Raw genomic sequence first — 22,222 nt, 5'->3', positions numbered from 1 at the left:
CTAGTGCCGGAAATGCCGCATGCCGGTGAAGACCATCGCCAGGCCGGCCGCATCGGCGGCCGCGATCACTTCGTCGTCGCGGATCGAGCCGCCGGGCTGGATCACCGCTGTCGCCCCGGCCTCCACCGCGGCGAGCAGGCCGTCGGCAAAGGGGAAGAAGGCATCGGAGGCGACCGCGGAACCGATCGTGCGCGGCTGCGTCCAGCCGGCCTTGTCGGCGGCGTCCTTCGCCTTCCACGCGGCGATGCGCGCGCTCTCCAGCCGGTTCATCTGGCCGGCGCCGATGCCGGCGGTCGAGCCGTCCCTGGCATAGACGATCGCGTTCGACTTGACGTGCTTCGCCACCGTCCAGGCGAACAGGCAGTCCGCCAGCTCCTGCTCGGTCGGCGCGCGCCTGGTGACCAGTTTCAGGTCCTCGCGCGCGGCGATGCCGTTGTCGCGGCTCTGGACCAGCCAGCCGCCCGCGAAGGACTTGGCCGTGAGGCCACCGCGCGCCGGATCGGGCAGGCCCTCGGTCAGCAGCAGGCGCAGATTCTTCTTCGCCTCGAACAGCGCGAGCGCTTCCGCATCGGCACCCGGAGCGACGACGACCTCGGTGAAGATCGACGTGATCTGCTCGGCGGTGGCGCGGTCGAGCGGGCGATTCACCGCGATGATGCCGCCGAACGCCGAGACGGTGTCGCAGGCAAAGGCCGCGGCATAGGCGTCCGCAAGCGTCGCCGCGCTCGCCACGCCGCAGGGATTGGCGTGCTTGACGATCACCACGGTCGGCGGGCCGTCGCGAAACTCGCTGACCAGCTCGAGGGCGGCATCGGCATCGTTGTAATTGTTGTAGCTCAGCTCTTTGCCCTGGACCTGGCGCGCCTGGCCGATGCCCTGCACATGCGGGCCGCCATGGATGTAGAAGGCCGCCTTCTGGTGCGGATTCTCGCCATAGCGCAGCGCCTGGCCGCGCTTGAGGGCAAGGTGCATCGTGTCGGGGAATTCCTCGCCCTGGTCGACCACGCCGAACCAGCTGGCGATCATCGCGTCATACGCGGCGGTGGCGGCATAGGCCTTGGCGGCGAACTTGCGGCGCTGGGCCAGCGTGGTCGTGCCGTCCGCGACCAGCGCATAGTCGGCGGGATCGGTGAGGATCGCGACGCTCTCGTGGTTCTTCGCGGCGGAACGCACCATCGAGGGGCCGCCAATGTCGATATTCTCGATGATCGTATCGCGGTTCGCACCACGCGCCACCGTCTCGGCGAAGGGATAGAGATTGACCACGACGAGATCGATCGGAGCGATCTCGTGCTCGGCCATCGAGCTTTCATGATCGTCGTTGCCGCGGATCGCGAGCAGGCCGCCATGCACCTTGGGGTGGAGCGTCTTCACCCGGCCGTCCATCATCTCGGGAAAGCCCGTGAGATCGGAGATGTCGCGGACCGCGAGCCCGGCATTGCGGAGCGCGGTGGCCGTGCCCCCGGTCGAGACGAGCTCGACTCCCTGCGCCGCCAGCGCCTGTGCGAGTTCGACGATCCCGGTCTTGTCGGAGACCGAAAGGAGTGCGCGCCTGATTTTCACCTGATCCATGCGGCAAGCCCCTCTACGGATCGGGGCGCCGGGCGCAACCCCTAACGGCCATTGCCCCTATTCCTAGTCTTCGAGCTCCACGCGCAGGCAGGGCTGGAACGCCTCGCTCTCCTCGTCGTGCCGGAACCATACTTCCGTCACCCGGTAATAGCTGAAGGCGCCGTCGACTTCGATCGACAGATATTCGCCGGCACGCGGCAGAAACCCGAACTCGCCGACGAAGAGCGGCTCGCGCGCTTCCTCCTCATCGAACACCTCGACCTGTGCCATCCCGCTTCCCCCCCCGAATCCGCGCGGGGGAGCCCATATCACTTCGCGCGGTGGAACAGCCAGCTGACGTTTGCACCACCCGCCAGCGATTCGCCGGTGATCACCAGCTGCTTCGTCGGCACCGGCCTGCCCGTGCCGTCGATCCAGAGCGAATCTTCGAAGGCGAGCACGCCGCCCTTGCAGCGGAATTGCCACAGATGCCCGCTCGGCAGGCGCAGGATCGCCGCCTGGCCGTCCGCAGTAGGGGAGATCTCGACCTGGGGCGCCAGGTGGAAGCGAATCGCGAACGGCGTGTTCGCCTTGCGCTTTCGCTTGTCGGCGGGAAGCAGCATGTCCTCGCCGCGCACGTCGCGCCCGTCGCCGCCCAGTGCGATCAGCCGGCGATGGACGAAGCCCAGGCGGCGGACATAGCCGTCATGGCTCGCCTCGATCCGGCTGCCATTCTCGCTCTCGGTGCGCGCCAGCTCGACTTCCACCACGCCGCGGCCGAGCGAGCCGTCCGGGTGGATCGCCGTCGAATTGCTGTCGGCCAGCACCAGGGTGGAATGCGCCGCGGTGGTGCGCAGGCCCTCGCTCAGCGCGGCGGGGATCGCGGCATTGGCCATGTTCGAACCGCCGCAATTGACGACGATCCGGTGCGGCCCGTCCGAAAGCTCGAAGGCCAGCGTCGAGGCGCAGCCGCCCGCGGCCAGGCGGGCGAGCGGCGGCGGCGCCGCATCGACGATCAGCACGGTCCCGCCGGCACCCAGGCGCTGATAGCCCCATTCGCGCGCCTGCTTGAGCGGGCGGGTGCGCACGCCGGTCGCCTCCACCGCCTGCTCGATCAGCGCGCCGGGCACGGGGGCGCTGCCCTGCCAGCTGCCCAGCCCCTTGTCGCCATGGCAGACGCCGAGCAGCGCGGTGACCATCCGGGCCTGCGCCGAGGCGACGAAGGCGGGCGGCTCGAGCCGGCGCGCCGCATAGGCATTGGCCAGGATCGAAAGCAGCTGCACCGCGTCGAGCTGGCCCCAGGGCGAGCGGCCGACGGTGCCGCCATCGTCGAACATCGACTGTTCGAGCGCGCGGCGCAGCCCGGTCTCGCCGAAGGAGCGGCGCGGATCGCCGCCCGGGATCATCAGCCCGGCGGCCAGCACGCCGCACCAGGCGGCGATGCGCGGCGTGCCCAGCGGAACGCGATCGGCGGCGCGATCGAGATGGCGGGCGCCCTTGGCCAGCGCGTGGAGCACCGAAGAGCGATAGACCAGGTCGTTGGCCGAGAGGATCAACGGCGCATGGGCGGTCCAGGCGAGGATGCGCCGGCCGACCAGATCGGCGCGCCAGGCGGGATCCGAGACCTTGTCGCCATGCACGGCGAGCCAGCGCTGCGTCAGCGCCTCGGCGATCGGCGCCGCGGTGACGCGGGTGGTGACGCTGGAGAGATCGCGCAGCCAGCCAAAGCCGTGGAGATACGCGCCCATCGCCACCGACCAGTCGGGCCGGGTGAAGTCGAGCCCGGCGATCGAACGCTCTTCCCCCCGGAAGCGCACCATGCCGTCGAGCAACGCATTGCCCCGTTCGACGTCGCCGAAGAACGGGTCCTCGCCGACCGCGATCAGCTTCAGCGGATGCCGGCCCTTCAGGCGCATATTGTGGAGCGGCGTGCGCCAGGCGAGGCGCTGGAAGCGCTCGGAGATGCGCTCGGCAAGGCTGAGCCCGCGTTCCCCGCCGGTGCGGATGAGCCGCTTGCCCTGCTCGACTCCGTCGGCTCCGGAGTCGATGCCGCCATCGCTCACCCGCCTCGCAGGGCGGCGATGTTCGCCGCGTATCGGCTGGGGCCGCCGGTGAAGGTGGCGGTGCCGGCGACCAGCGCATCGGCACCCGCGGCGATGGCGCGCGGCGCGGTCTCGCGGTCGATCCCGCCGTCCACCTCCAGGTCGATCGCGCGGCCGCTGGCATCGATCCGCCTGCGCAGCTCGGCGATCTTGCCGAGCTGGCTCTCGATGAACTTCTGCCCGCCGAAACCCGGGTTCACGCTCATCACCAGGATGAGATCGATCATGTCCATGACATAGTCCACGGCGTCCACCGGCGTGGAAGGATTGAGCACCACGCCGGCGCGCTTGCCCAGGCCCTTGATCGTCTGGAGCGTGCGATGAAGATGCGGGCCCGATTCCGGGTGCACCGAGATGCAGTCGGCACCGGCATCGGCGAAAGCCTGGAGCAGCGGATCCACCGGGGCGATCATCAGGTGCACGTCGAACGGCTTGGCCGTGTGCGGGCGCAATGCCTTGATCACGCCCGGGCCGATCGTGATGTTGGGCACGAAATGCCCGTCCATCACGTCGACATGGATCCAGTCGGCTCCCGCCGCGTCGATGGCGCGGATTTCCTCGCCCAGCTTGGCGAAATCGGCGGAGAGGATCGAAGGTGCGATGCGGACGGCCATGACGAATCCTTAGGCACCCCGCGATTCGCGCGCAACCTCAGCCGTTGCGGACGAGCCTCGCGATGAAGAAACCGTCCAACCCGCCGGCATCGGCAAGCGTTCCGGGGAGCAGGCGCAAACTCCCGTCCTCGCGAGGCACGACGCCATCGGGAAGCTCCTCGGCCCGGACCGGCAGGATCGCATAGTCGGAACGCGCGCCGAGGAACGCGGCGAGCTGCGCCTCGCCCTCCTCGGGCTCGAGCGAGCAGGTCGAGAAGACGAGCACGCCGCCGGGCCTCACCCAGTCCGCGGCGCGGGCGAGCAGCCTGCCCTGCAACTCGGCCATCTCCCGGATCAGGCTCGGGCGGACGCGGTGGAGCACGTCGGGATGACGGCGGAAGATGCCGGTGGCGCTGCACGGCGCATCGAGCAGGACCGCATCGGCGGGCGCCCCCGGCGCCCAGCCGAGCAGGTCTGCGGCGATCACTTCGGCGCTGAGGCCGGTGCGCTCCAGATTCTCGTGAAGTCGCGCCAGACGACTTTCGGAAATGTCGACCGCGGTCACGCGCCAGCCGGCGGCGGCGAGCTGGAGCGTCTTGCCCCCCGGCGCGGCGCAGAGGTCGAGCGCAGTGCCGTTGCCCCCGGGTTCGGCTTTGCCGATCAGCCGGGCGGGAAGCGAGGCGGCAAGATCCTGTACCCACCATGCGCCCTCGGCATAGCCGGGGAGCATCGCCACCGCGCCCTTCTCGTCGAGGCGGAGATGGCCGGCGATCAGGCTGGCGCCGGGCAGGTCGGGCACGACCGCGGGGTCGCGCAGGGTCAGGTCGAGCGGCGGCGGGACGGCGATGGCGCGCTCGGCATCCTCGATCGCCTGGTCGCCCCAGGCGGCGTGCCAGCGCAGCGCCACCGCATCGGGCAGGGTCGGCGGCTCGGGCAGAGTCGCGCCCTGGCGGACCAGCGCACCGAACACGCCGTGCACCAGCTTGCGCGGCCCGCCATCGACGAGCGGCAGCACGGTGGCGATCGCGGCATGGCCCGGCGTGCCGAGCGCCAGCGCCTGGACGAGCGCGATGCGCAGCGCGAAACGCGCCTTGGCGTCGTCGGGAAGGCGCTGCTTCGTCGCCGAATCGATCAGCGCGTCGAGATCGGGGAGCCGGCGCAGCACCTCGGCGGCGATGGCATGGGCAAGGCCGCGATCGTTCGGCGCAAGGCCCTGTGCCGCCGAGTCGAGCGCCTGCTCCAGCGCCAGCCCGCGCCGGAGCACGGCATCGAGCAGCCTGAGCGCGGCACGGCGCGTGGGAACGCCGGGAGCATCGGGCGCCTGGCGGGAAGAAGGGCGGGGAGAATGGCGGCGCGGCGGCTTCACTTGACCTCGGCGTTGGGAAGGACGATCTGCCGCCTATGGCCCAGCGCCCCGCAAATGTGAAACCGCCCGCATATCTGACGCCGAGTCCGCCGGTGCCGAAGCCCGCGCCGGCGAAGGAGACGAAGGACCCGCTCGGCCAGGATCCCACCCGCTATGGCGACTGGGAGCTGAAGGGCATCGCCGTCGATTTCTAGTCGCCCAGCGCGGCGAGCAGCTTGAGCACGGTGTTCCAGTTGCGCCCGGTATTGCCCTGCGCCAGCCTGGCCTTCTGCAGGGCGGGAATCAGGTTCGAACGGCCCTGGCCCTCGGGGAAATCGGTGAACAGCTCGCGGCCCACCACCACCATGCGCTCGGGGCCGTCATAGCTTTCCGCCAGCCGGTCGATCGCCGCCCGGTCCGGCGGCGTGCGGTGGAAGCTGACGACGAGATAGCTCGGCCGCCCCCCGGCTTCCTCGGGAAAGGGATTGGCCTCGACCAGCTTCTCGAGATCGGCCCGGTTGCGCACGAACACTTCGGACTTGAGGCCGGTGGCCTTGTCCAGCGCGGCGTGGAGATCGCGCTCCAGCGCCTCGGGCGCCGCGTCGCCGGCCTCGAACACGACATTGCCCGACGCGAGGATCGTCTTCACCTGGGTGAAGCCCATCCCCTCGACCACGGCCTTGAGCTCCGCCGACTTGAGCTGGCGCTTGCCCAGGTTGATGCCCCGGAGCATCGCCGCCCATTTCACTGCAGCTCCTCCCGCAAGGGCCGGCTGAGCAGTTCCTCGATCACCCGGGCGACCGGCGCGCCTTCCAGCAGGTCGTTGACCGCGCGCGTCACGGGCATGTCGATCCCCGCGTCCCGCGCGGCTTCGCGCAGGACGGGCGCGGTGAAGGCGCCTTCGGCCACGGTCTTGCGGTCGGCCATCAGCGCGGCGGCCTGCTTCCCCTGGCCGAGACCGAGGCCGAGGGAGAAATTGCGCGAATTGGTGGAGGAGCAGGTGAGGACGAGATCGCCGAGGCCCGACAGGCCGGTAAGCGTCTCCGCCTGGGCGCCGCGGGCAAGGCCGAAGCGCGTCATCTCGGCAAAGCCGCGGGCGATGAGCGCGGCGCGGGCATTGAGGCCGAGGCCGGCACCCTCCACCACGCCGCAGGCGATGGCGAGGACGTTCTTGACCGCCCCGCCGATCTCCGCGCCCACCAGATCTCCCGAGCCATAGGTGCGGAAGGCAGGGCCGGCCAGCCGCTCGGCGAGACGGGTGCGCAGCCCCTCGTCCTCGCAGGCCAGGGTGACGGCAGTGGGTTTGCCGGCCGCCACCTCATGGGCGAAGGTGGGGCCGGAGAGCACCGCGAGCGGCGCCTGCGGGGCGACCTGATGGGCCACTTCGCCCACCAGCAGCTTGGTGCCGGCCTCGATCCCCTTGGCACAGAGGACCAGGGGCGTGGTGCCGACGGGGAGCTGGGAAAGAACGGCGCGGACATGCTGGGCGGGGGCGACCACCAGCAGGGCGTCCCTGTCCGAAAGCTGTGACAGGTCGTGCGTGGCACGGATCGAGGGGCTGAGCGACACGCCCGGGAGGAACAGGTCGTTCCGGTGGTGGAGATTCACGCCCTCGACGACTTCGCCTTCGCGCGCCCAGAGCAGCACGTCCTCGCCGCCGCGCGCCGCGACCTGGGCCAGGGCGGTGCCCCAGGCGCCGCCACCGATCACGCCTATCCTCATGCCTTCACTCCCGCGCCGCGAACCTTCTCCGCATCCGGATCGAGCGGCCAGCGCGCCCGCGCCGGCGTGTCGAGCGGATCGCTGAACCCCGCCAGGAACCGCTCGGCCCCTGCCCAGCCGATCATCGCCGCATTGTCGGTGCAGAGCCAGAGCGGCGGCGCGACGAAGCGCATGCCGGCTTCCGCGGCCAATCGTTCCAGGGCACCGCGCACCGCCTTGTTCGCCGCGACGCCGCCCGCCACCACCAGCGCCGTCGCCTCCACCTTGGCCAGCGCCCGGCGCGTGCGATCGACCAGGCAATCGACCACCGCCTGCTGGAAGGACGCCGCGATATCCGCGACGTCGTAGCGGCCGACCTTGCGCGCCACGTCGCTCTTGAGGCCGGCGAAGGAGAAATGCGGTTCCGCCGAGCCGAGCAACGGGCGCGGCAACGGCACTGCCCCGGGGTCGCCGCGCGCCGCCGCTTCCTCCACCGCCGGGCCGCCGGGAAAGCCGAGTCCCAGCATCTTGGCGGTCTTGTCGAACGCCTCGCCCGCCGCGTCGTCGATCGTGGTGGCGAGGCGCCGATAGAGACCCACGCCCTCGACCAGCAGCAGCTGGCAATGGCCGCCCGAGACGAGCAGCAGCAGATAGGGGAATTCGAGATCGGGATCGGTCAAGCGCGGCGACAGGCCGTGCCCTTCGAGATGGTTGACCGCGATCAGCGGCTTGCCGCCCGCCAGCGCCAGCGCCTTGCCGGCGACGAGGCCGACCATGACTCCGCCGATCAGCCCCGGGCCGGCAGTGGCGGCAACCGCATCGACATCGGCGAGCGTGACGCCCGCTTCCGCGAAGGCGCCCTCGATCAACGGGCCCAGCGCCTCGACATGCGCGCGCGCCGCGATCTCGGGCACCACGCCGCCATAGGGCCGATGCGCCGCCTCCTGCCGCGCCAGCTTGTGCGCCAGCACCCGCCGGTCGGTGGTGACCAGCGCGGCGGCGGTTTCGTCGCAACTCGATTCGAGGCCGAGGATCAGGGCCATGATGGTTCGTTCTTACTCCGTTGCTTGCGCATCTAGGGTGTCGGGAGGCGATTGTCGAAGTTCGGGATTCTTTTGGTTCGCGCAAAGGCGCAGAGGACGCAGAGAAGTAGAACCGCCGCGTAGCGGCCTCAAAACCCTCTGCGCCTCCGCGCGAACAAGAGCGTCCGCTTCGACAAGCGGCACACGAGCCGATAAGGGACCGCCATGGCCGTTTTCAAACTGGGTACCCGGGGCTCGCCGCTCGCGCTGACACAGGCGGAGATGGTGCGCGACGCGCTCGCCGCCGCGCACGGACGCCCCGCGACCGACTTCGAGATCGTCGTGATCCGCACCACCGGCGACAGGGTGCAGGACCGGCCGCTCGCCGAGATCGGCGGCAAGGCGCTGTGGACCAAGGAGCTCGACCGGGCGCTGCTCGCCGGCGAGATCGACGCTTCGGTCCATTCGATGAAGGATGTCGAGACCTTGCGCCCCGACATGATCGCGATCGTCGCGATGCTGCCCCGCGCCGATGTGCGCGACCGGCTGGTCGGCGCCGCTTCGATCGCGGCGATCCCGCAGGCGGGCGTGCTGGGCACCAGTTCGCCGCGCCGGGCCGCGCAGATCCGCAGGCTGCGGCCCGATCTCTCGGTCACGCTGTTCCGCGGCAATGTCGACACGCGGCTGGCCCGGCTGGCGCGGGGCGAGGCCGATGCTACGCTGCTCGCCGCCGCCGGGCTGGACCGCCTCCGGCGCCATGACGTCGGCGCGCCGATCCCCACCAACATCCTCCTCCCCGCACCGGCCCAGGGTGCGGTGGGTGTCGAGATTCGCGCCGACGACGCCCATGCCCGCGAGATGCTGCGGGCGATAGATCATGTGGAGACCCATGCCTGCATCGCCGCCGAGCGCGCGCTGCTCGCCGCCCTCAAGGCCGGCTGCCACTCGCCCGTCGCCGCGCTGGCCACGATCGAGGGCGGCATCCTGACGCTCGAGGCCGAGCTGCTGTCCGAGGACGGCGCCGCGCATGTCCATGGCGCGATCGAGGGGGCACCGCTCGATCCGGCGCTCCCCGCCGCGCTCGCGCGCGACTTGCTGGCGCGGGCGCCGGCGGCGGTACGACGATTGTTCGAGGGATGAGCCGCCCGATCGCCGTGCTCCGGCCCGAGCCCGGCAACCGCGCGACCGCCGCGGCAATCGAGGCGGCGGGGCGGACGGCGATCCGCATGCCGCTGTTCGCCGCCGGGCCGGTCGCCTGGCATGCGCCCGATCCCGCGGCGTTCGACGCACTGCTGCTGACCAGCGCCAATGCCCTGCGCCATGGCGGGCCGCAGCTGGGCGCGCTGCGGAGCCTGCCCGTGCATGCGGTGGGCAGCGCGACCGCCGCGGCGGCGCGGCACGCGGGCTTCGCCATCGCCTTTGCCGGCACCGGGGACGGCGCCGCGCTGATCGCCGCAGCCGAAGCCGCCGGGGTCCGCCGCGCGCTGCTGCTGGGCGGACGCACGCGGATGCTCGACGCCGGCGGCATCGTCGCCCGGGCGATCACCGTCTATGCCAGCGAGCCGCTGGCGATCGCGCCCGAACGGGCGGCGCGGCTGCACGGGGCGATCGCGCTCGTCCAGTCCGCCAGGGCCGGAGCCCGGCTCGCCGAGCTGGTGGCGCCCGGGCACCGCGCCACCATCGGCATCGCCGCGATCAGCCCGCGCGCGGCCGGGGCGGCGGGTCCTGGCTGGGGCAGCGTCGCCATCGCCGCCGACATGCAGGCGGCCACGCTGATCGCACTCGCCCTGCAGCTCGCCGATTGACCGGGCAGGGCCACACGGCGAATAAGGGCCCATGAGCGACGAGACCTTCGCGCCCGCGGCGCCGCGCGTGCCCTGGTGGCGCAGCGCCAGCCTGATCGGCACGATCGCCTTCGCCGGCGGAATCGGCGTGACCATCGGTGCCGTGGGACTGGCCGGCGGCCTGTCGCCGCGCGCGCCCGCACCGGCGCCCCTGCCTTCGCCGACCGTCGGCGCGCAGCCGGCGATCCCGGCGCTGCCGCCGGGCACCGACCTTGCCACGCTCAGCGCCCGCGAGACGCAACTGGCGAGCAAGCTCGACCAGATCGAGCTGCGCCTGCGCGACGCCGACGGCAGCGCCCGCAACGCCGCTTCCTACGCGACGCGTGCCGAGCGGATGATGATCGTCCTCGCGACACGCCGCGCACTCGAGCGCGGCCAACCGCTGGGGCCGCTCGAAGCCCAGCTCAAGCAGCGCTTCGGCGAGCGTGACGGCGACGCGGTCGCCGCGATCCTGCGCGCCGCCGCCCAGCCGGTGACGCTCGAGGACCTGCGGCTGGCGCTCGACACGCTGGGGCCGCGCCTCGCCAACGATCCGGGCGACAGCCTCTGGAACCGGGTGCGCCGGATGCTCGGCAATTTGGTGGTGCTGCGCCAGGCCGACACGCCGAGCCCGCTGCCCGCCGAGCGGCTGCGCCGCGCCCGCCGCGCGCTCGATCGCGGCGACGTCGAGGCGGCGCTGGCCGAAGTCGCCCACATGCCCGGCGTGGCGGTTGCCGAGAGCTGGACGAGCGCCGCCCGGCGCTATGTCGCCGCCCGCACCGGGCTCGCCGAGATCGAACGCGCCGCGATGGACCCGCCGCCGGCAAGCGCCGCCAGGCAGGCGGGATAGCCGCACCGCATACCCCATGCCGTCATCCCGACGCGCGCCGGGATCCGGAGCCATTAAGCGGGACGGCGGAGCAACACCCGGCTTCTCCTTTGCCGGGCCGACGAGAGAAGGACGAGGAAATGGCAGAGATGGGCCGGTTCGACTGGTCGGACCCCTTCGGGCTCGATGCGCAGCTGACCGACGAGGAGCGGATGGTCCGCGATGCCGCGCGCGACTATGCGCAGGGCGAGCTGCTGCCGCGGGTGACCAGCGCCTATCTGGAGGAGCGGTTCGACCGCGAGATCATGGCCGAGATGGGCGCGCTGGGCCTGCTGGGTGCGACCATCCCCGAAGCCTATGGCGGCGCCGGGCTGGGCTATGTCTCCTATGGGCTGGTCGCGCGCGAAGTGGAGCGCGTCGATTCGGGCTATCGCTCGGCGATGTCGGTGCAGAGCTCGCTGGTGATGCACCCGATCAACGCCTATGGCACCGAGGCGCAGAAGCGGAAATATCTCCCCAGGCTCGCCACCGGCGAATGGGTGGGCTGCTTCGGCCTGACCGAACCCGATGCCGGCTCCGATCCCGGCGGCATGCGCACCCGCGCGGCGAAGATCGACGGCGGCTACCGGCTGACCGGCAGCAAGATGTGGATCACCAACTCGCCCATCGCCGACGTGTTCGTCGTCTGGGCGAAGAGCGAGGCGCATGGCGGCGGCATCAAGGGCTTCGTGCTGGAAAAGGGCATGAAGGGCCTTTCGGCGCCCAAGATCGAAGGCAAGCTGAGCCTGCGCGCCAGCATCACCGGCGAGATCGTGATGGACGGAGTGGAAGTGGGCGAGGACGCGCTGCTGCCCGAGGTCCAGGGGCTGAAGGGGCCGTTCGGCTGCCTGAACCGCGCGCGCTACGGCATCGCCTGGGGGAGCATGGGCGCAGCCGAGGCCTGCATGCACGCCGCCCGGCAATATACGCTCGACCGCGCCCAGTTCGGCAAGCCGCTGGCGGCGAACCAGCTGGTGCAGCTCAAGCTCGCCAACATGGAGACCGAGATCGCGCTCGGGCTGCAGGCGGCGCTGCGGGCCGGCCGGATGTTCGACGAGGGGACGCTCGCGCCCGAGACGATCTCGATCATCAAGCGCAACAATTGCGGCAAGGCGCTCGACATCGCCCGCATCGCCCGCGACATGCATGGCGGCAACGGCATCTCGGCCGAATTCCATGTCATGCGCCATGCGATCAACCTGGAGACCGTCAACACCTATGAGGGCACCCATGACGTGCACGGGCTGATCCTGGGCCGCGCGATCACCGGGATCGCGGCGTTCTGATGCCGCCGGAGCGGCAGCCGATACTGGAGGGCACGCTGGTGGTGCTGCGCCCCAGCACGCCGGCGGACTGGGACGCGCTGTTCGCGGTCGCTTCCGATCCGCTCGTCTGGGAAGTGCATCCGGCGCACGACCGCTGGCAGGAGCCGGTGTTCCGCGCCTATTTCGACGCGGGGCTGGCCAGCGGCGGGGCGCTGACCATCATCGACAAGGCGACCGGCACGGTGATCGGCGCGTCGCGCTTCGACAATTGGGTGCCCGAGGTCGACGAGATCGAGATCGGCTGGACCTATCTGGCGCGCGCCTATTGGGGCGGCGTCTACAATCGCGAGATCAAGCGGCTGATGCTCGATCACATCCACCGGTTCGTGCGCACCGCGGTGTTCACCGTGGGCGCGGGGAATGTGCGCTCCCGCCGGGCGATGGAGAAGATCGGCGGCGTGGCGCGGCCGGGCACGGTCGACCGGATGATGGCGGGCGAGATGAAGCCGCACCTGATCTACGAGATCGTGCGGCAGGAGCGACCGGGCATATGAAGCCGCTGGAGGGAATCAGAGTCGTCGAGCTGGCGCGGATCCTCGCCGGGCCCTGGTGCGGGCAGCTGCTCGCCGACCTGGGCGCCGAGGTGGTGAAGGTCGAGCGGCCGGGCGAAGGCGACGACACCCGCCATTGGGGGCCGCCCTTCCTCCACGATGCCGAGGGCGAGAATCGCGACGCGGCCTATTTCCACGCCTGCAACCGCGGCAAGACCGCCCGGGCGATCGACATCGCCACGCCCGAGGGCCAGGCGGCGGTGCACGCGCTGATCGCGGACGCGGACGTGGTGATCGAGAACTACAAGGTCGGCGGGCTGGTGAAATACGGGCTCGACGCGGCTTCGCTGCGGGCACGCCATCCCCGGCTGATCGTCTGCTCGATCACCGGCTTCGGCCAGACCGGCCCCTATGCGCCGCGCGCAGGCTATGATTTCATCATCCAGGGCATGGGCGGCTTCATGTCGCTGACCGGCGAGCCCGACGGTCCGCCGGAAAAGGCGGGCATCGCCTATGCCGACATCTTCACCGGCGTCTATTCGGCAGTGGCGATACTGGCGGCGCTCAGGAAGCGCGACATCACCGGCGCTGGCGCGCATATCGACATGGCGCTGCTCGACACCCAGGTGGGCGTGCTCGCCAACCAGGCGCTGGGCTGGATGGCGTCGGGCAAGGTGCCGCACCGGATGGGGAACGGACACGCCAACCTGGTGCCCTATCAGGCGTTCCAGGCGCGGGACGGCGAACTGATCATCGCGGTGGGCAATGATTCGCAGTTCCGCAAGCTGTGCGGCGTGCTCGGGCTCGACTATGGCGCCGATCCGCGCTTCGCGACCAATCCCCAGCGGGTGGTCAACCGCGCGGCGCTGGTCCCGCTGCTGGAAGCGGCGATCCGGCAATGGGCCAAGGCCGATCTCTACGAGGCGCTGGAGGCAGAGGGCGTGCCGGCCGGGCCGATCAACCGCGTCGACGAAGTGTTCGCCGATCCGCAGGTGGTGGCGCGCGGCATGAAGATCGCGCGCGAGGGCCTGCCCGGCATCGCCACGCCGATCATGATCGACGGCGAGCGCATGGCCGCCGACCGGGCCAGCCCCAGGCGGCCCTGACGCCGGCAGGCGCGGCAAGGAAGAAGGGCGGCCCCTTTCGGGACCGCCCTTTTTCGTTTCAGCCCTGGGCGAAGCTCAGAAATTGAGCTTCGCGCCCACCGTGAAGCGGCGGCCATAGATGCCGTCGCCGGCCTGGACCGGATTGTAGAGATACGCGCCATAGGTCACCGGATCGACGCCCGGCAGGCGATCGAACAGGTTGAGCACGTTCGCATAGATGGTGAACTTGTCCGCGATCTTGGCCGTCGCGTTCAGGTCGAACGTGATGTAGCTCTTCACTCGGCAGCCGGTATAGGCGGGCGACGGCGCCAGGCCGCAATCCTCATACGCATTGCCCTGGTCCATCGCCGACAGGTTGTAGCCCGACGTGTAGTTGGCCGTGCCGGTGAGCGAGTAGTTGCCGATCGCGAAGCTGTTCATCCAGCTGCCCCGCCAGCGGAACGTGCCCGTGCCGGCCGTCAGGTTGAAGTTGCCCAGCGTATCGACATAGGTCTGGCGCGTGCCGTCGGGCAGCGTGGTGCTGAGCTCGAGCATGAGCGTCGCGTCGAGATTGCTCGTCCAGGTCACGTCGCCGAAGCGGAAGCGCCCGTTCGCGGCGAAGTCGATGCCTTCCGCCTTCTGGGTGTTGGCGTTGACATAGTGCGACTGGACATAGGCCACGCGCGGCAGCGCACCCGGATGGGCCGGATCGGCCGCGTCGGGGATGATCGTGTAGCCTGCCGGGATCGGATTGCCGGCATAATAGGCCTGGAGCGCCACGCCCGAGGAGAGCGACGTGATCGCGTCGGTCTTCTTGATGTTGAAGTAATCGACGCTGATCGAGACGCTGCGGATCGGCTGGAAGACGGCGCCCAGCGTGATGCTGCGCGATTTCTCCGGCTTCAGGTCCGGCGAGGCGAGCGTGGTCTGGCCATAGCTCGCCGTCCGCAGATATTGCGGGCAGGCGGTGCTGAAAGTCGCGACCGAGCAGCCATATTGCGCCAGATACGCATCGTTGAACAGGCCGGCCGAGTTGGTGACATATCCCGTGGTCGGCAGCGCGTTCGCCTCGCCGAAGCTGGGGATGCGGAAACCGCGCGACCAGTTGCCGCGCAGCGTCAGCATCTCGAAGGGCGTGATCTTCGCGCCGACCTTCGGCGAGAAATTGCTCTGGCCGGTCGAATAATGGTCGTAGCGGCCCGACGCGTTGAGCTCGAGGAACTGGAACACCGGCACGCTCAGCTCGCCGAACGCCGAGGTGACCGTGCGGTGCCCCTCGGTGCCGAACGCGTTGATCGTGAAGTAGCGCTGGGTCGGCCCGTTGATGTCGCTGTTCGCCGAGGGCGAATCGACCGCCTCGTAGAAGACCGAGCCGCCGAGGGCGAGCTGGACCGGGCCGCCCGGGAGCTGGAACAGCGCCTTGCTCACGCTCGCCTGGAGCTGGTAGAGATCCGACGAGGCATCGACGTTGAGTTCCGGCGCCAGATAGCTCTGTATCGCAGCGCTGTTGGCCGAGGGATTGACGAAATTGTACGTGCCGTCGGCGATCAAGTCGAGCAGGTGCTGGATATAGATATAGCCGTTGGACGTGCGGCGCAGATCGGTGTGCATCGCCGTCGCGTCGATCTTGTAGTTCCAGTCGTCGCCGAAGCTGCCCTTGATGCCCGCGGCGGCGCGATACACGCGGCTGCGCGTCTCGTCATAGCGCGTGATGTTGGGCATGCCGCCGATCAGCAGCGCCGTCTGGCCCGAAGCCGCGAAGGGATTGTTCGGGTTGAGCGTGCCATTGGCCGCGGTGCAGTTCACGCGGGCGGCGCAGACATAGACCGGCAGCGTCAGCGGGCCCGAACCCGGCGCGAAGCTCGGGCCGCTGCCGCGCGTCGAATAGGGCGGATAATAGATGCCCGCCGGCGCATTGGCGTAGATCGACGACGGCAGGCCCGAATATTGGCTGCGCGACTGCTGGAAGTTCAGCTCCAGATAGGCCTCGGTGGAATCGCCGAACGTCTTGGCGACGTGCGCGGTGACGCCGAAGCGATCGATCTGCGGCGCGACCACACCGTAGCGGTTGGTCATGTCCTGCTGGCACATCGAGGTGGGCACCAGGCCGCTGGCAGCCTGCTGGGCCGCCGTGGTCTGGATCAGCGTGCCATTGGCGCAGCCATTCCCGAGCAGCTGGTAGCGGCCGCCTGAGCCCGGCGCGACATAGAGGTTCGAGCCGGCGGCGGTGGTCCCGAAATTGTCGCCGTTGATCAGGTTGTTCGGCCCGCCGATCCGGGTCTGGTCGTCCGAGTTGAACGGATAGGGCAGGTCGCGGGTGCTGACCGCATCGGCATGATAGTAGAAGCCGCTGATATAGGCGTTGAACCCGTCGCGATCGAGGTCGCCGGTGCCGGCGGTCAGCGAGAAACGCTGGGTCGCCGCGATGCCGTCCTGCGAGACGCCGGCCTCGGCCCGGGCCGAGAGGCCGGTGAAGCTGCGCTTGGTGATGATGTTCACCACGCCCGCGATCGCATCGGCGCCGTAGCTCGACGAAGCGCCGTCCTTCAGCACTTCGACGCGGTCGACGATGTCGTCCGGGATGGTGTTGAGATCGACGAAGTTGCGGGTCGCATCGTCCGCGAGCGGATAATAGGCCGCGCGCAGGCCGTCGAACAGCACCAGCGTCGAGTTCGTCGTCAGCCCGCGCAGCGAGATGCCCGACGCGCCGCCGGCGAACGCGCCATTGGCCGAGAAGCTGTTGGTGAGCGTGGGGCCGTTGTTGGCGGCAAGGCGCTGCAGGCCGTCCTGGACGGTGCTGATGCCGCGCTGATCGAGCGATTCGGCCGTGACGGTGGTCACCGGCGACGTCGTGACCCGGGTCGCGAACAGCGAGCCGGTGACGACGATTTCGGCGTCGTCGGCCGCCGGCGCGGGCTGGGTCTGGGTGGGAGTGGAGGCGGGGGCGGTGTCCTGCGCAAAGGCGGGGACGGCGAGGAGGCTCGTGGCCAGAGACAGCGCCGAGAGCGCGGTCCCCGCACGGAGCGTGCGAGCGATATTACGCGTGAACATGGTACCCTTTCCCTACTGCCCAGCGCTAGCGTCGCGCGGGGTGTGAGCCGGCCGTGCCGCCGGAACGGCATGGACTGGCTTCGGGATGAGAGTCGCGGATTCGCGCGTAAAGCGCCGAAGATGCCGGCTCGCGTTTTGCCTTTCTGCTGTATCCCGAAAGGCACGCATCTTGGCTGTAATGTTTCTACCAAGTTGCAGGACTGCAAACTTGTGTCGAAACCTCTCAGGTTACTACCGATTTGGCAATTGTTTAAACCATTTCGGAGGCGTTCCGGTCAGGTTGACTGGTCGAGTCGGCGGATCAATTCCTGCGCCGCGGCGGGCGCCCGCACCTTGCCGCCATGGATGAAGAACAGGAAGGTCTCGCGTGGCGCCGCGGGCGGGTCCCGGTCCTCGACATAGGGCAGGCCTTCGGGGCGGCCGCCCGACGCCCAGGTCCTGGCCGCCGCGGTCCAGCGCGGCAGATCGGCTTCGGGATAGCAGAAGGGATTGTCGTCCTCTCCCGCCTCGAGCCGGGCATAGACGAAGTCGCTGGTGACGTCGGCAATGGCGGGATATTGCGGCGAATCGGCATAGACGATCGCGACGCCGGCCTTGCGGCACAGCGCGACGAATTCGGGAACGGCGAAGCTCTCGTGGCGGACCTGCACGGCGTGGCGGAGCGGCACGCCTTCATGGACACGCGGCAGCAGATCGAGAAAGGCGCCGAAATCGACGGCGTCGAATTTCTTGGTCGCCATGAACTGCCACATCAGCGGCCCCAGCCGGTCCCCCAGCGCCACCACGCCCTGGCCGACGAACTTCGCCACCGATTCGCCGGCATCGGCCAGCACCTTGCGATTGGTGCAGAAGCGCGAGCCCTTCACCGCGAAGACGAAGCCGTCGGGCACCGTCTTCGCCCAGCCCTCGAACGTCGCGGGCTTGAAGCTGGAATAATAGGTGCCGTTGATCTCGATCGCGGTCAGCTGGCGCGCGGCATATTCCAGCTCCTTCTTCTGGCTGAGCCCCGCGGGGTAGAAGGTCCCGCGCCAGGGCTCGAAGGTCCAGCCGCCGATGCCGACTCGAATGGGTGCGTTGCTCATGCGCCCGACCCTAGCCGCTCCGCGCCGCGCCGCCAGCCCGAAGGCTGCGGCCAAACCCGGTCAGCGCACCCGCGACCAGGTCTGCGCCTTGCAGACGACCCCGAACAGCACGCAGCCCTTGCCGACCATCTTGTCGCCGTCCTGGAAATGGATCGTCCCCGAGAAGGTCTGGCGGATGTCGGGCACGAACACCTTGCCGCTCCACTTGCCGGGGCCGGCAGGCTTGAGATCGCGGAACAGATGCGTGCCGACCAGCTGCTCGGTGCCGCCGCGCCGGGCATCGGCGATCGCCTTGTCGCTCGCCCAGGTGATGGTGCCGCACAACGCCGCGCCGCATTGATCGATGCGGACATGGACGCTGTCGCCTGGATTGCGCCACTCGCTGGCGATCGGCGCATCGGACGCGGAACCGGCCAGGGCGGGAGCCATCGGCACCGCCGAAAGCGCGAGCGCGGGCAGAATCGCCCGGAAGAACTTGCCGAACATGGCGGCACTTCTCGCGGCTGGAACCTGTACCCAGGCTGAAACCGAATCCGGGCCGCCCGCAGACGAGCCGGCCCGCGGAGACCCGGTATGGGCGAATCGGCGGGCACGCCGGCCATGCGGGCCGCGCAGGCGCCACCGGCAGGGGCCGGGCGATTCGACGGTTTCCTGAAAATGCCGGGGATCCGGCAGGAAACGCTGGAGCGGGCGAAGGGATTCGAACCCTCGACCCCGACCTTGGCAAGGTCGTGCTCTACCCCTGAGCTACGCCCGCTCTGGCGTTTTGGCCCGGGCGATTGAGCGCACCGGGCGGGTGAGGCGCGGCCACTAGCACCGGCTTTGGGGGTCGGCAACCCCATGCACGCAACTTTTTTAGAGGCTTGGCGCATGACGCGCGAAAGCCCACATATCGCCGCGAAACCACGAAGCACTTTTCAGGAGCACCTGCCTTGGCCACGCTTGGACTCACCCCCGCGGAAAAGGATGCCGTCGACGCGTTCCGCCGCGACGTCGTCGAGCCCTCGATGACCAGCCTCGTCATCATCGATTTCTGGGCGGAATGGTGCGGCCCCTGCAAGGCGCTGGCGCCGGTCCTGGAAAAGGTCGCCGCCGACTATGCCGGCAAGGGCGTCGTCCTCGCCAAGGTCGATGTCGACGCGAATCAGTTCATCGCCAACCAGTTCCAGGTCCGCTCGATCCCGACCGTCTATGCGATGTTCCAGGGCCAGCTGGTCGCCGATCTCAGCTCGGCACGCACCGAATCGCAGCTACGCACGATGCTCGACCAGATCCTGCGCCAGCTTCCGGTGCAGAGCGCCGACGCGCAGGCGGAAGCCGAGCTGGAGCCGCTGATCGCGATGGGCGAGCAGGTGCTGGCCGAGGGCGATGCCGAGCGCGCGCTCGCGATCTTCGAGCAGATCGCCGAAATGGCGCCCGAACATGGCGCGGTCGCCGCCGGCCGTGCCCGCGCGCTGCTGGCGCTCGGCCGGGCCGACGAGGCCGAGGCCGTGCTCGCCGCCCTGCCCGAAGATGCCAGGGGCGCCGAGATCGAGCAGGCGCGCGCCGCGATCGCCCTGGCGAAGGAAGCCCGGCCGGTCGAGGACCTGAGCGGCCTGGCCGCGCAGGCGGCGACCGGCGACATGGAAGCGCGCTACGAGCTCGCCGGCGGCCAGATGGCGGCGGGCGACCGCGAGGCGGCGGCCGCGACGCTGCTCGGCATGATCCGCGACGATCGCGAATGGAACGAAGGCGCGGCGCGCCAGCGGCTGCTGAAGCTGTTCGAGGCGGCGGGGCTGGAGGATCCCTGGGTCGCGGCGCAGCGCCGCAAGCTGTCGGCGATCCTGTTCGGATGATTCCCGGCGGGACGCTCTCGCGCCTCTCGATATTCCCGCTGGGCGGCGCGCTGCTCTTCCCGCGCATGCACTTGCCGCTCCACATCTTCGAGCCGCGCTACCGGGCGATGGTCTCGGACGCGCTGGCACGCGACCGGCGGATCGGCATGATCCAGCCGCGTGGCCCGGGCGACTCGCCGTCCCTGTTCGAGATCGGCTGTGTCGGCCGCATCGCCGAAGTGGAGGCGCTCGACGACGGGCGCTTCGATATCGTGCTCGAGGGGCTGGCCCGCTTCACCGTGGTGCGCGAGCTCGACGTCACGACGCCGTTCCGCCAGGTCGAGGCCGCGCTGGAGCAGGCGGGCGACATCGAAGTGCTCGCCATGGCGGAGCGCGCCGCCCTCGAGATCGAGTCGCGGCGATTCGCCGACGGGCTCGGCTATGCGGTCGACTGGGAGGCGGTGAGCCGGCTGGACGACGAATCGCTGGTCAACGGCATCGCCCAGATCGCGCCGTTCGACACGGCTTCGAAACAGGCGCTGCTGGAGGCGGATACGCTGGCCGAGCGATCGGAGCTGATCGTCCAGCTGATGCAGTTCTTCGGCCGCCACGACGGCGACGAGGGGACGCTGCAATAGGAATAGAGCACTCGCTTTCTTGTCGAGCGCTTCGATGCCGGGGCCCGGCCTTTGTCACGTTGGCATTGTACTATCCGTTCCCCGGCGAAGGCCGGGGCCCAGTTGCGGCTCGCTCAAAGTGGCGTGAGCCGGTCGAATAGATCCTCCCATTCGGGATTGAGACCTTCGATCTCCCGAAGCTTCCAGGCGCGCTTCCACTTCTTCATCTGGAGTTCGCGCAGTCGTGCGGCGTCCAGACTCTCAAAAGCCTGATACCAGACCAGCAGCTTGCACCCATGTTCGCGCGTGAAACCGGCAACTGCGCCGACACGGTGTTCCCAGACACGCTTGGGCAGATCGGACGTGACCCCGAGATAAAGCGTGCCATTGCGGCGATTCGCCATGATGTAGAGGAAGCCGGGTTTCTCCACTTCAGGCTCCGTCGCAACTGGGCCCCGGCCTTCGCCGGGGTACCGGAGTTATCAAGCCGTCAGCCCCTGCAGCAGCTTCGGCACGTCGCCGCTCTCGCCCCGTGCCTCGGCCATGAACCAGTGCTTGAGCGGCGGCAGCCGGTCGACCGCCGAAAGGCCGAAGCGGCGGACCGCGCTGGCGGTCTTGCCCGGGATGCCGAACAGGCGGGTGAGCCCGTCGGTCGCGGCGGCGACCATGAAGGTGTCGAGCCCGCGCCAGCGCTGATAGCGCGCGAGCAGCTGGGGGTCGCCCATGTCGAGGCCCAGCCTTTTGCCGTCGACCAGCACCTCGACCAGCGTGGCGACGTCGCGGAAGCCCACGTTCACGCCCTGCCCCGCGATCGGATGGATGCCGTGCGCGGCGTCGCCGACCAGCGCGAGCCGGTCGCTGGTGATCCAGGCGGCATGGTGGAAGCCGAGCGGGTGGCTGAAGCGCGCGGTGAGCGGCCCGAGCTTGCCCAGGAACCCGCCCATGCGCTTCTCCGCCTCGGCCAGATAGGCACGCTCGGAGATCTTCATCATGCCGGCGGCATCGCGGGCATTGACCGTCCACACCACGGCCGAGCGATGGCCATGCGCATCGTCGAGCAGCGGCAGGATCGCGAACGGGCCGGTCGGATAGAAGATCTCGAAGGCGATGTTCTCGTGGCTATGTTCGTGGCCGAGCGTCGCGACCATCGCGGCATGGTCGTAGCTCCACCGCGCGGTGTTGAGCCCGGCGGCCTCGCGCGTCGGCGAGTTGCGCCCCTCTGCCCCCACCAGCAGCTGGGCATGGACGGTGGTGCCGTCGCTCAGCCGGGCGGAGACGCCGAACTCGCCGCGTTCCACGTGGAGCGCGCGCGTCTGCATCCGCACGTCCGCCAGCGGCGCGGCGACCGCGGCTTCGTACAAGGCGGTGCGCAGGATCCGGTTCTCGAACATGTGGCCGAGCGCTCCCTCGCCTTCGCCGGGCGCGAAATCGAGCTTGCCGGGATCGAGCCCGTCCGAGACGCGGATGCCCGCGATCGGACAGCCCTTGCCGGCCAGCCGGGCCGCCACGCCGATCGCTTCGAACATGCGCATCGGCGCGCTGGCGATCGCCGAGGCGCGGCCGTCATGCTTCGCGGCGAGGATCTGCGCCGGATCGGCGGGATCGACCACGATCGAGGAAATGCCGTGCGCATCGAGCGCGGTGGCCAGCGCCGAGCCGACCAGCCCGCCGCCGAGGATGAGGACATCTGCGCGATCCATGGGCGTGCCGTAGCGCGGGATGGCGCCCCCGTCATCCCCGCCGATGCGACAG

At 69.8% G+C, this 22,222-nt stretch carries 22 protein-coding genes and 1 tRNA gene; 9 read left to right on the top strand and 14 right to left on the bottom strand.

Features of this window, described 5'->3' with window-relative positions; genetic code table 11:
- The 5 genes from purH to CAP40_RS02815 all read right to left on the bottom strand — a co-directional run bounded on the left by purH (position 1) and on the right by CAP40_RS02815 (position 5,612).
- Positions 1-1,572, bottom strand: a complete 1,572-nt coding sequence (gene purH / locus CAP40_RS02835; protein WP_086127826.1) for a bifunctional phosphoribosylaminoimidazolecarboxamide formyltransferase/IMP cyclohydrolase — start codon at positions 1,570-1,572, stop codon at positions 1-3.
- Positions 1,573-1,635: 63 nt separating this feature from the next.
- Positions 1,636-1,842 (bottom strand): hypothetical protein, encoded by a 207-nt coding sequence (locus CAP40_RS02830; RefSeq protein ID WP_086127825.1) that lies wholly within the window; start codon positions 1,840-1,842, stop codon positions 1,636-1,638.
- Between the two features lie 38 nt (positions 1,843-1,880).
- Positions 1,881-3,614 (bottom strand): heparinase II/III family protein, encoded by a 1,734-nt coding sequence (locus CAP40_RS02825; RefSeq protein ID WP_086127824.1) that lies wholly within the window; start codon positions 3,612-3,614, stop codon positions 1,881-1,883.
- A complete protein-coding gene (rpe, locus tag CAP40_RS02820; protein ID WP_086127823.1) occupies positions 3,611-4,267 on the bottom strand; it encodes a ribulose-phosphate 3-epimerase in 657 nt (218 codons plus the stop codon). Before rpe ends, CAP40_RS02825 begins: the two co-directional genes overlap by 4 nt.
- A gap of 37 nt (positions 4,268-4,304) precedes the next feature.
- Positions 4,305-5,612, bottom strand: coding sequence for an RsmB/NOP family class I SAM-dependent RNA methyltransferase (locus CAP40_RS02815; protein WP_086127822.1), 1,308 nt, complete (start codon positions 5,610-5,612; stop codon positions 4,305-4,307).
- 35 nt (positions 5,613-5,647) lie between these two features.
- Between CAP40_RS02815 and CAP40_RS02810 the strand changes: the two genes are divergently transcribed.
- Positions 5,648-5,806, top strand: coding sequence for a DUF1674 domain-containing protein (locus CAP40_RS02810; RefSeq protein WP_086127821.1), 159 nt, complete (start codon positions 5,648-5,650; stop codon positions 5,804-5,806).
- Here CAP40_RS02810 and CAP40_RS02805 read toward each other — a convergent pair.
- From CAP40_RS02805 to tsaD, 3 genes are read right to left on the bottom strand one after another with little or no spacing between them, the layout of a single operon-like run.
- Positions 5,803-6,339: a DUF1697 domain-containing protein gene (locus tag CAP40_RS02805; RefSeq protein WP_086127820.1), complete on the bottom strand. Its 537-nt coding sequence runs from the start codon at positions 6,337-6,339 to the stop codon at positions 5,803-5,805. The two genes, CAP40_RS02810 and CAP40_RS02805, sit on opposite strands and share 4 nt — an antisense overlap.
- A complete protein-coding gene (locus CAP40_RS02800) occupies positions 6,336-7,313 on the bottom strand; it encodes an NAD(P)H-dependent glycerol-3-phosphate dehydrogenase (RefSeq protein ID WP_086127819.1) in 978 nt (325 codons plus the stop codon). Before CAP40_RS02800 ends, CAP40_RS02805 begins: the two co-directional genes overlap by 4 nt.
- A complete protein-coding gene (gene tsaD / locus CAP40_RS02795) occupies positions 7,310-8,335 on the bottom strand; it encodes a tRNA (adenosine(37)-N6)-threonylcarbamoyltransferase complex transferase subunit TsaD (protein ID WP_086127818.1) in 1,026 nt (341 codons plus the stop codon). The genes CAP40_RS02800 and tsaD overlap by 4 nt, the downstream gene beginning before the upstream one ends.
- A 204-nt stretch (positions 8,336-8,539) precedes the next feature.
- On the opposite strand from tsaD, the gene hemC reads away from it, so the two are divergent.
- The 6 genes from hemC (at position 8,540) to CAP40_RS02765 (ending at position 13,927) form a co-directional block, all read left to right on the top strand.
- Positions 8,540-9,454, top strand: coding sequence for a hydroxymethylbilane synthase (gene hemC / locus CAP40_RS02790; protein WP_086127817.1), 915 nt, complete (start codon positions 8,540-8,542; stop codon positions 9,452-9,454).
- Positions 9,451-10,119 (top strand): uroporphyrinogen-III synthase, encoded by a 669-nt coding sequence (locus CAP40_RS02785; protein WP_086127816.1) that lies wholly within the window; start codon positions 9,451-9,453, stop codon positions 10,117-10,119. Before hemC ends, CAP40_RS02785 begins: the two co-directional genes overlap by 4 nt.
- A gap of 31 nt (positions 10,120-10,150) precedes the next feature.
- Positions 10,151-10,987, top strand: a complete 837-nt coding sequence (locus CAP40_RS02780; protein WP_086127815.1) for a hypothetical protein — start codon at positions 10,151-10,153, stop codon at positions 10,985-10,987.
- Positions 10,988-11,106: 119 nt separating this feature from the next.
- Complete coding sequence (locus CAP40_RS02775; protein ID WP_086127814.1) at positions 11,107-12,291, top strand: acyl-CoA dehydrogenase; 1,185 nt, start codon at positions 11,107-11,109, stop codon at positions 12,289-12,291.
- The gene (locus CAP40_RS02770; RefSeq protein WP_086127813.1) at positions 12,291-12,824 is read left to right on the top strand and encodes a GNAT family N-acetyltransferase; all 534 of its coding nucleotides are present in this window, start codon (positions 12,291-12,293) and stop codon (positions 12,822-12,824) included. The genes CAP40_RS02775 and CAP40_RS02770 overlap by 1 nt, the downstream gene beginning before the upstream one ends.
- The gene (locus tag CAP40_RS02765; protein WP_086127812.1) at positions 12,821-13,927 is read left to right on the top strand and encodes a CaiB/BaiF CoA-transferase family protein; all 1,107 of its coding nucleotides are present in this window, start codon (positions 12,821-12,823) and stop codon (positions 13,925-13,927) included. The genes CAP40_RS02770 and CAP40_RS02765 overlap by 4 nt, the downstream gene beginning before the upstream one ends.
- Before the next feature lie 75 nt (positions 13,928-14,002).
- On the opposite strand, the gene CAP40_RS02760 is transcribed toward CAP40_RS02765, so the two are convergent.
- The 4 genes from CAP40_RS02760 to CAP40_RS02745 all read right to left on the bottom strand — a co-directional run bounded on the left by CAP40_RS02760 (position 14,003) and on the right by CAP40_RS02745 (position 18,796).
- Positions 14,003-16,957 (bottom strand): TonB-dependent receptor domain-containing protein, encoded by a 2,955-nt coding sequence (locus CAP40_RS02760; RefSeq protein WP_086127811.1) that lies wholly within the window; start codon positions 16,955-16,957, stop codon positions 14,003-14,005.
- 275 nt (positions 16,958-17,232) lie between these two features.
- Positions 17,233-18,039 carry a DUF72 domain-containing protein gene (locus CAP40_RS02755; RefSeq protein WP_086127810.1) on the bottom strand — a complete coding sequence of 269 codons (807 nt, stop codon included), beginning with the start codon at positions 18,037-18,039 and terminating at the stop codon, positions 17,233-17,235.
- A gap of 60 nt (positions 18,040-18,099) precedes the next feature.
- Entirely contained in the window at positions 18,100-18,525 is a 426-nt protein-coding gene (locus CAP40_RS02750) for a DUF2147 domain-containing protein (protein ID WP_086127809.1), read from the bottom strand.
- A gap of 196 nt (positions 18,526-18,721) precedes the next feature.
- Positions 18,722-18,796 (bottom strand) — tRNA-Gly (locus CAP40_RS02745).
- 175 nt (positions 18,797-18,971) lie between these two features.
- Between CAP40_RS02745 and CAP40_RS02740 the strand changes: the two genes are divergently transcribed.
- Entirely contained in the window at positions 18,972-19,874 is a 903-nt protein-coding gene (locus tag CAP40_RS02740; RefSeq protein WP_086127808.1) for a tetratricopeptide repeat protein, read from the top strand.
- Complete coding sequence (locus CAP40_RS02735) at positions 19,871-20,491, top strand: LON peptidase substrate-binding domain-containing protein (protein ID WP_086127807.1); 621 nt, start codon at positions 19,871-19,873, stop codon at positions 20,489-20,491. The genes CAP40_RS02740 and CAP40_RS02735 overlap by 4 nt, the downstream gene beginning before the upstream one ends.
- A 113-nt stretch (positions 20,492-20,604) precedes the next feature.
- On the opposite strand, the gene CAP40_RS02730 is transcribed toward CAP40_RS02735, so the two are convergent.
- Positions 20,605-20,901: a GIY-YIG nuclease family protein gene (locus CAP40_RS02730; RefSeq protein WP_086127806.1), complete on the bottom strand. Its 297-nt coding sequence runs from the start codon at positions 20,899-20,901 to the stop codon at positions 20,605-20,607.
- A gap of 51 nt (positions 20,902-20,952) precedes the next feature.
- Positions 20,953-22,170, bottom strand: a complete 1,218-nt coding sequence (locus CAP40_RS02725) for a UbiH/UbiF/VisC/COQ6 family ubiquinone biosynthesis hydroxylase (RefSeq protein WP_086127805.1) — start codon at positions 22,168-22,170, stop codon at positions 20,953-20,955.
- Positions 22,171-22,222: the final 52 nt, after the last annotated feature.

Source organism: Sphingomonas sp. IBVSS2 (assembly GCF_002127225.1).
GTDB lineage: Bacteria > Pseudomonadota > Alphaproteobacteria > Sphingomonadales > Sphingomonadaceae > Sphingomonas.
The sequence above is the reverse complement of the archived record's forward strand: the minus strand, read 5'-3'. Positions and strand labels throughout refer to the sequence as shown.

Coding starts and splice junctions, on each gene's coding strand:
- purH (WP_086127826.1), bottom strand. CDS start 1,572: ATGGATCAGGTGAAAATCAGGCGCGCACTCCTTTCGGTCTCCGACAAG.
- CAP40_RS02830 (WP_086127825.1), bottom strand. CDS start 1,842: ATGGCACAGGTCGAGGTGTTCGATGAGGAGGAAGCGCGCGAGCCGCTC.
- rpe (WP_086127823.1), bottom strand. CDS start 4,267: ATGGCCGTCCGCATCGCACCTTCGATCCTCTCCGCCGATTTCGCCAAG.
- CAP40_RS02810 (WP_086127821.1), top strand. CDS start 5,648: ATGGCCCAGCGCCCCGCAAATGTGAAACCGCCCGCATATCTGACGCCG.
- CAP40_RS02800 (WP_086127819.1), bottom strand. CDS start 7,313: ATGAGGATAGGCGTGATCGGTGGCGGCGCCTGGGGCACCGCCCTGGCC.
- tsaD (WP_086127818.1), bottom strand. CDS start 8,335: ATGGCCCTGATCCTCGGCCTCGAATCGAGTTGCGACGAAACCGCCGCC.
- hemC (WP_086127817.1), top strand. CDS start 8,540: ATGGCCGTTTTCAAACTGGGTACCCGGGGCTCGCCGCTCGCGCTGACA.
- CAP40_RS02785 (WP_086127816.1), top strand. CDS start 9,451: ATGAGCCGCCCGATCGCCGTGCTCCGGCCCGAGCCCGGCAACCGCGCG.
- CAP40_RS02780 (WP_086127815.1), top strand. CDS start 10,151: ATGAGCGACGAGACCTTCGCGCCCGCGGCGCCGCGCGTGCCCTGGTGG.
- CAP40_RS02775 (WP_086127814.1), top strand. CDS start 11,107: ATGGCAGAGATGGGCCGGTTCGACTGGTCGGACCCCTTCGGGCTCGAT.
- CAP40_RS02770 (WP_086127813.1), top strand. CDS start 12,291: ATGCCGCCGGAGCGGCAGCCGATACTGGAGGGCACGCTGGTGGTGCTG.
- CAP40_RS02765 (WP_086127812.1), top strand. CDS start 12,821: ATGAAGCCGCTGGAGGGAATCAGAGTCGTCGAGCTGGCGCGGATCCTC.
- CAP40_RS02760 (WP_086127811.1), bottom strand. CDS start 16,957: ATGTTCACGCGTAATATCGCTCGCACGCTCCGTGCGGGGACCGCGCTC.
- CAP40_RS02755 (WP_086127810.1), bottom strand. CDS start 18,039: ATGAGCAACGCACCCATTCGAGTCGGCATCGGCGGCTGGACCTTCGAG.
- CAP40_RS02750 (WP_086127809.1), bottom strand. CDS start 18,525: ATGTTCGGCAAGTTCTTCCGGGCGATTCTGCCCGCGCTCGCGCTTTCG.
- CAP40_RS02735 (WP_086127807.1), top strand. CDS start 19,871: ATGATTCCCGGCGGGACGCTCTCGCGCCTCTCGATATTCCCGCTGGGC.
- CAP40_RS02725 (WP_086127805.1), bottom strand. CDS start 22,170: ATGGATCGCGCAGATGTCCTCATCCTCGGCGGCGGGCTGGTCGGCTCG.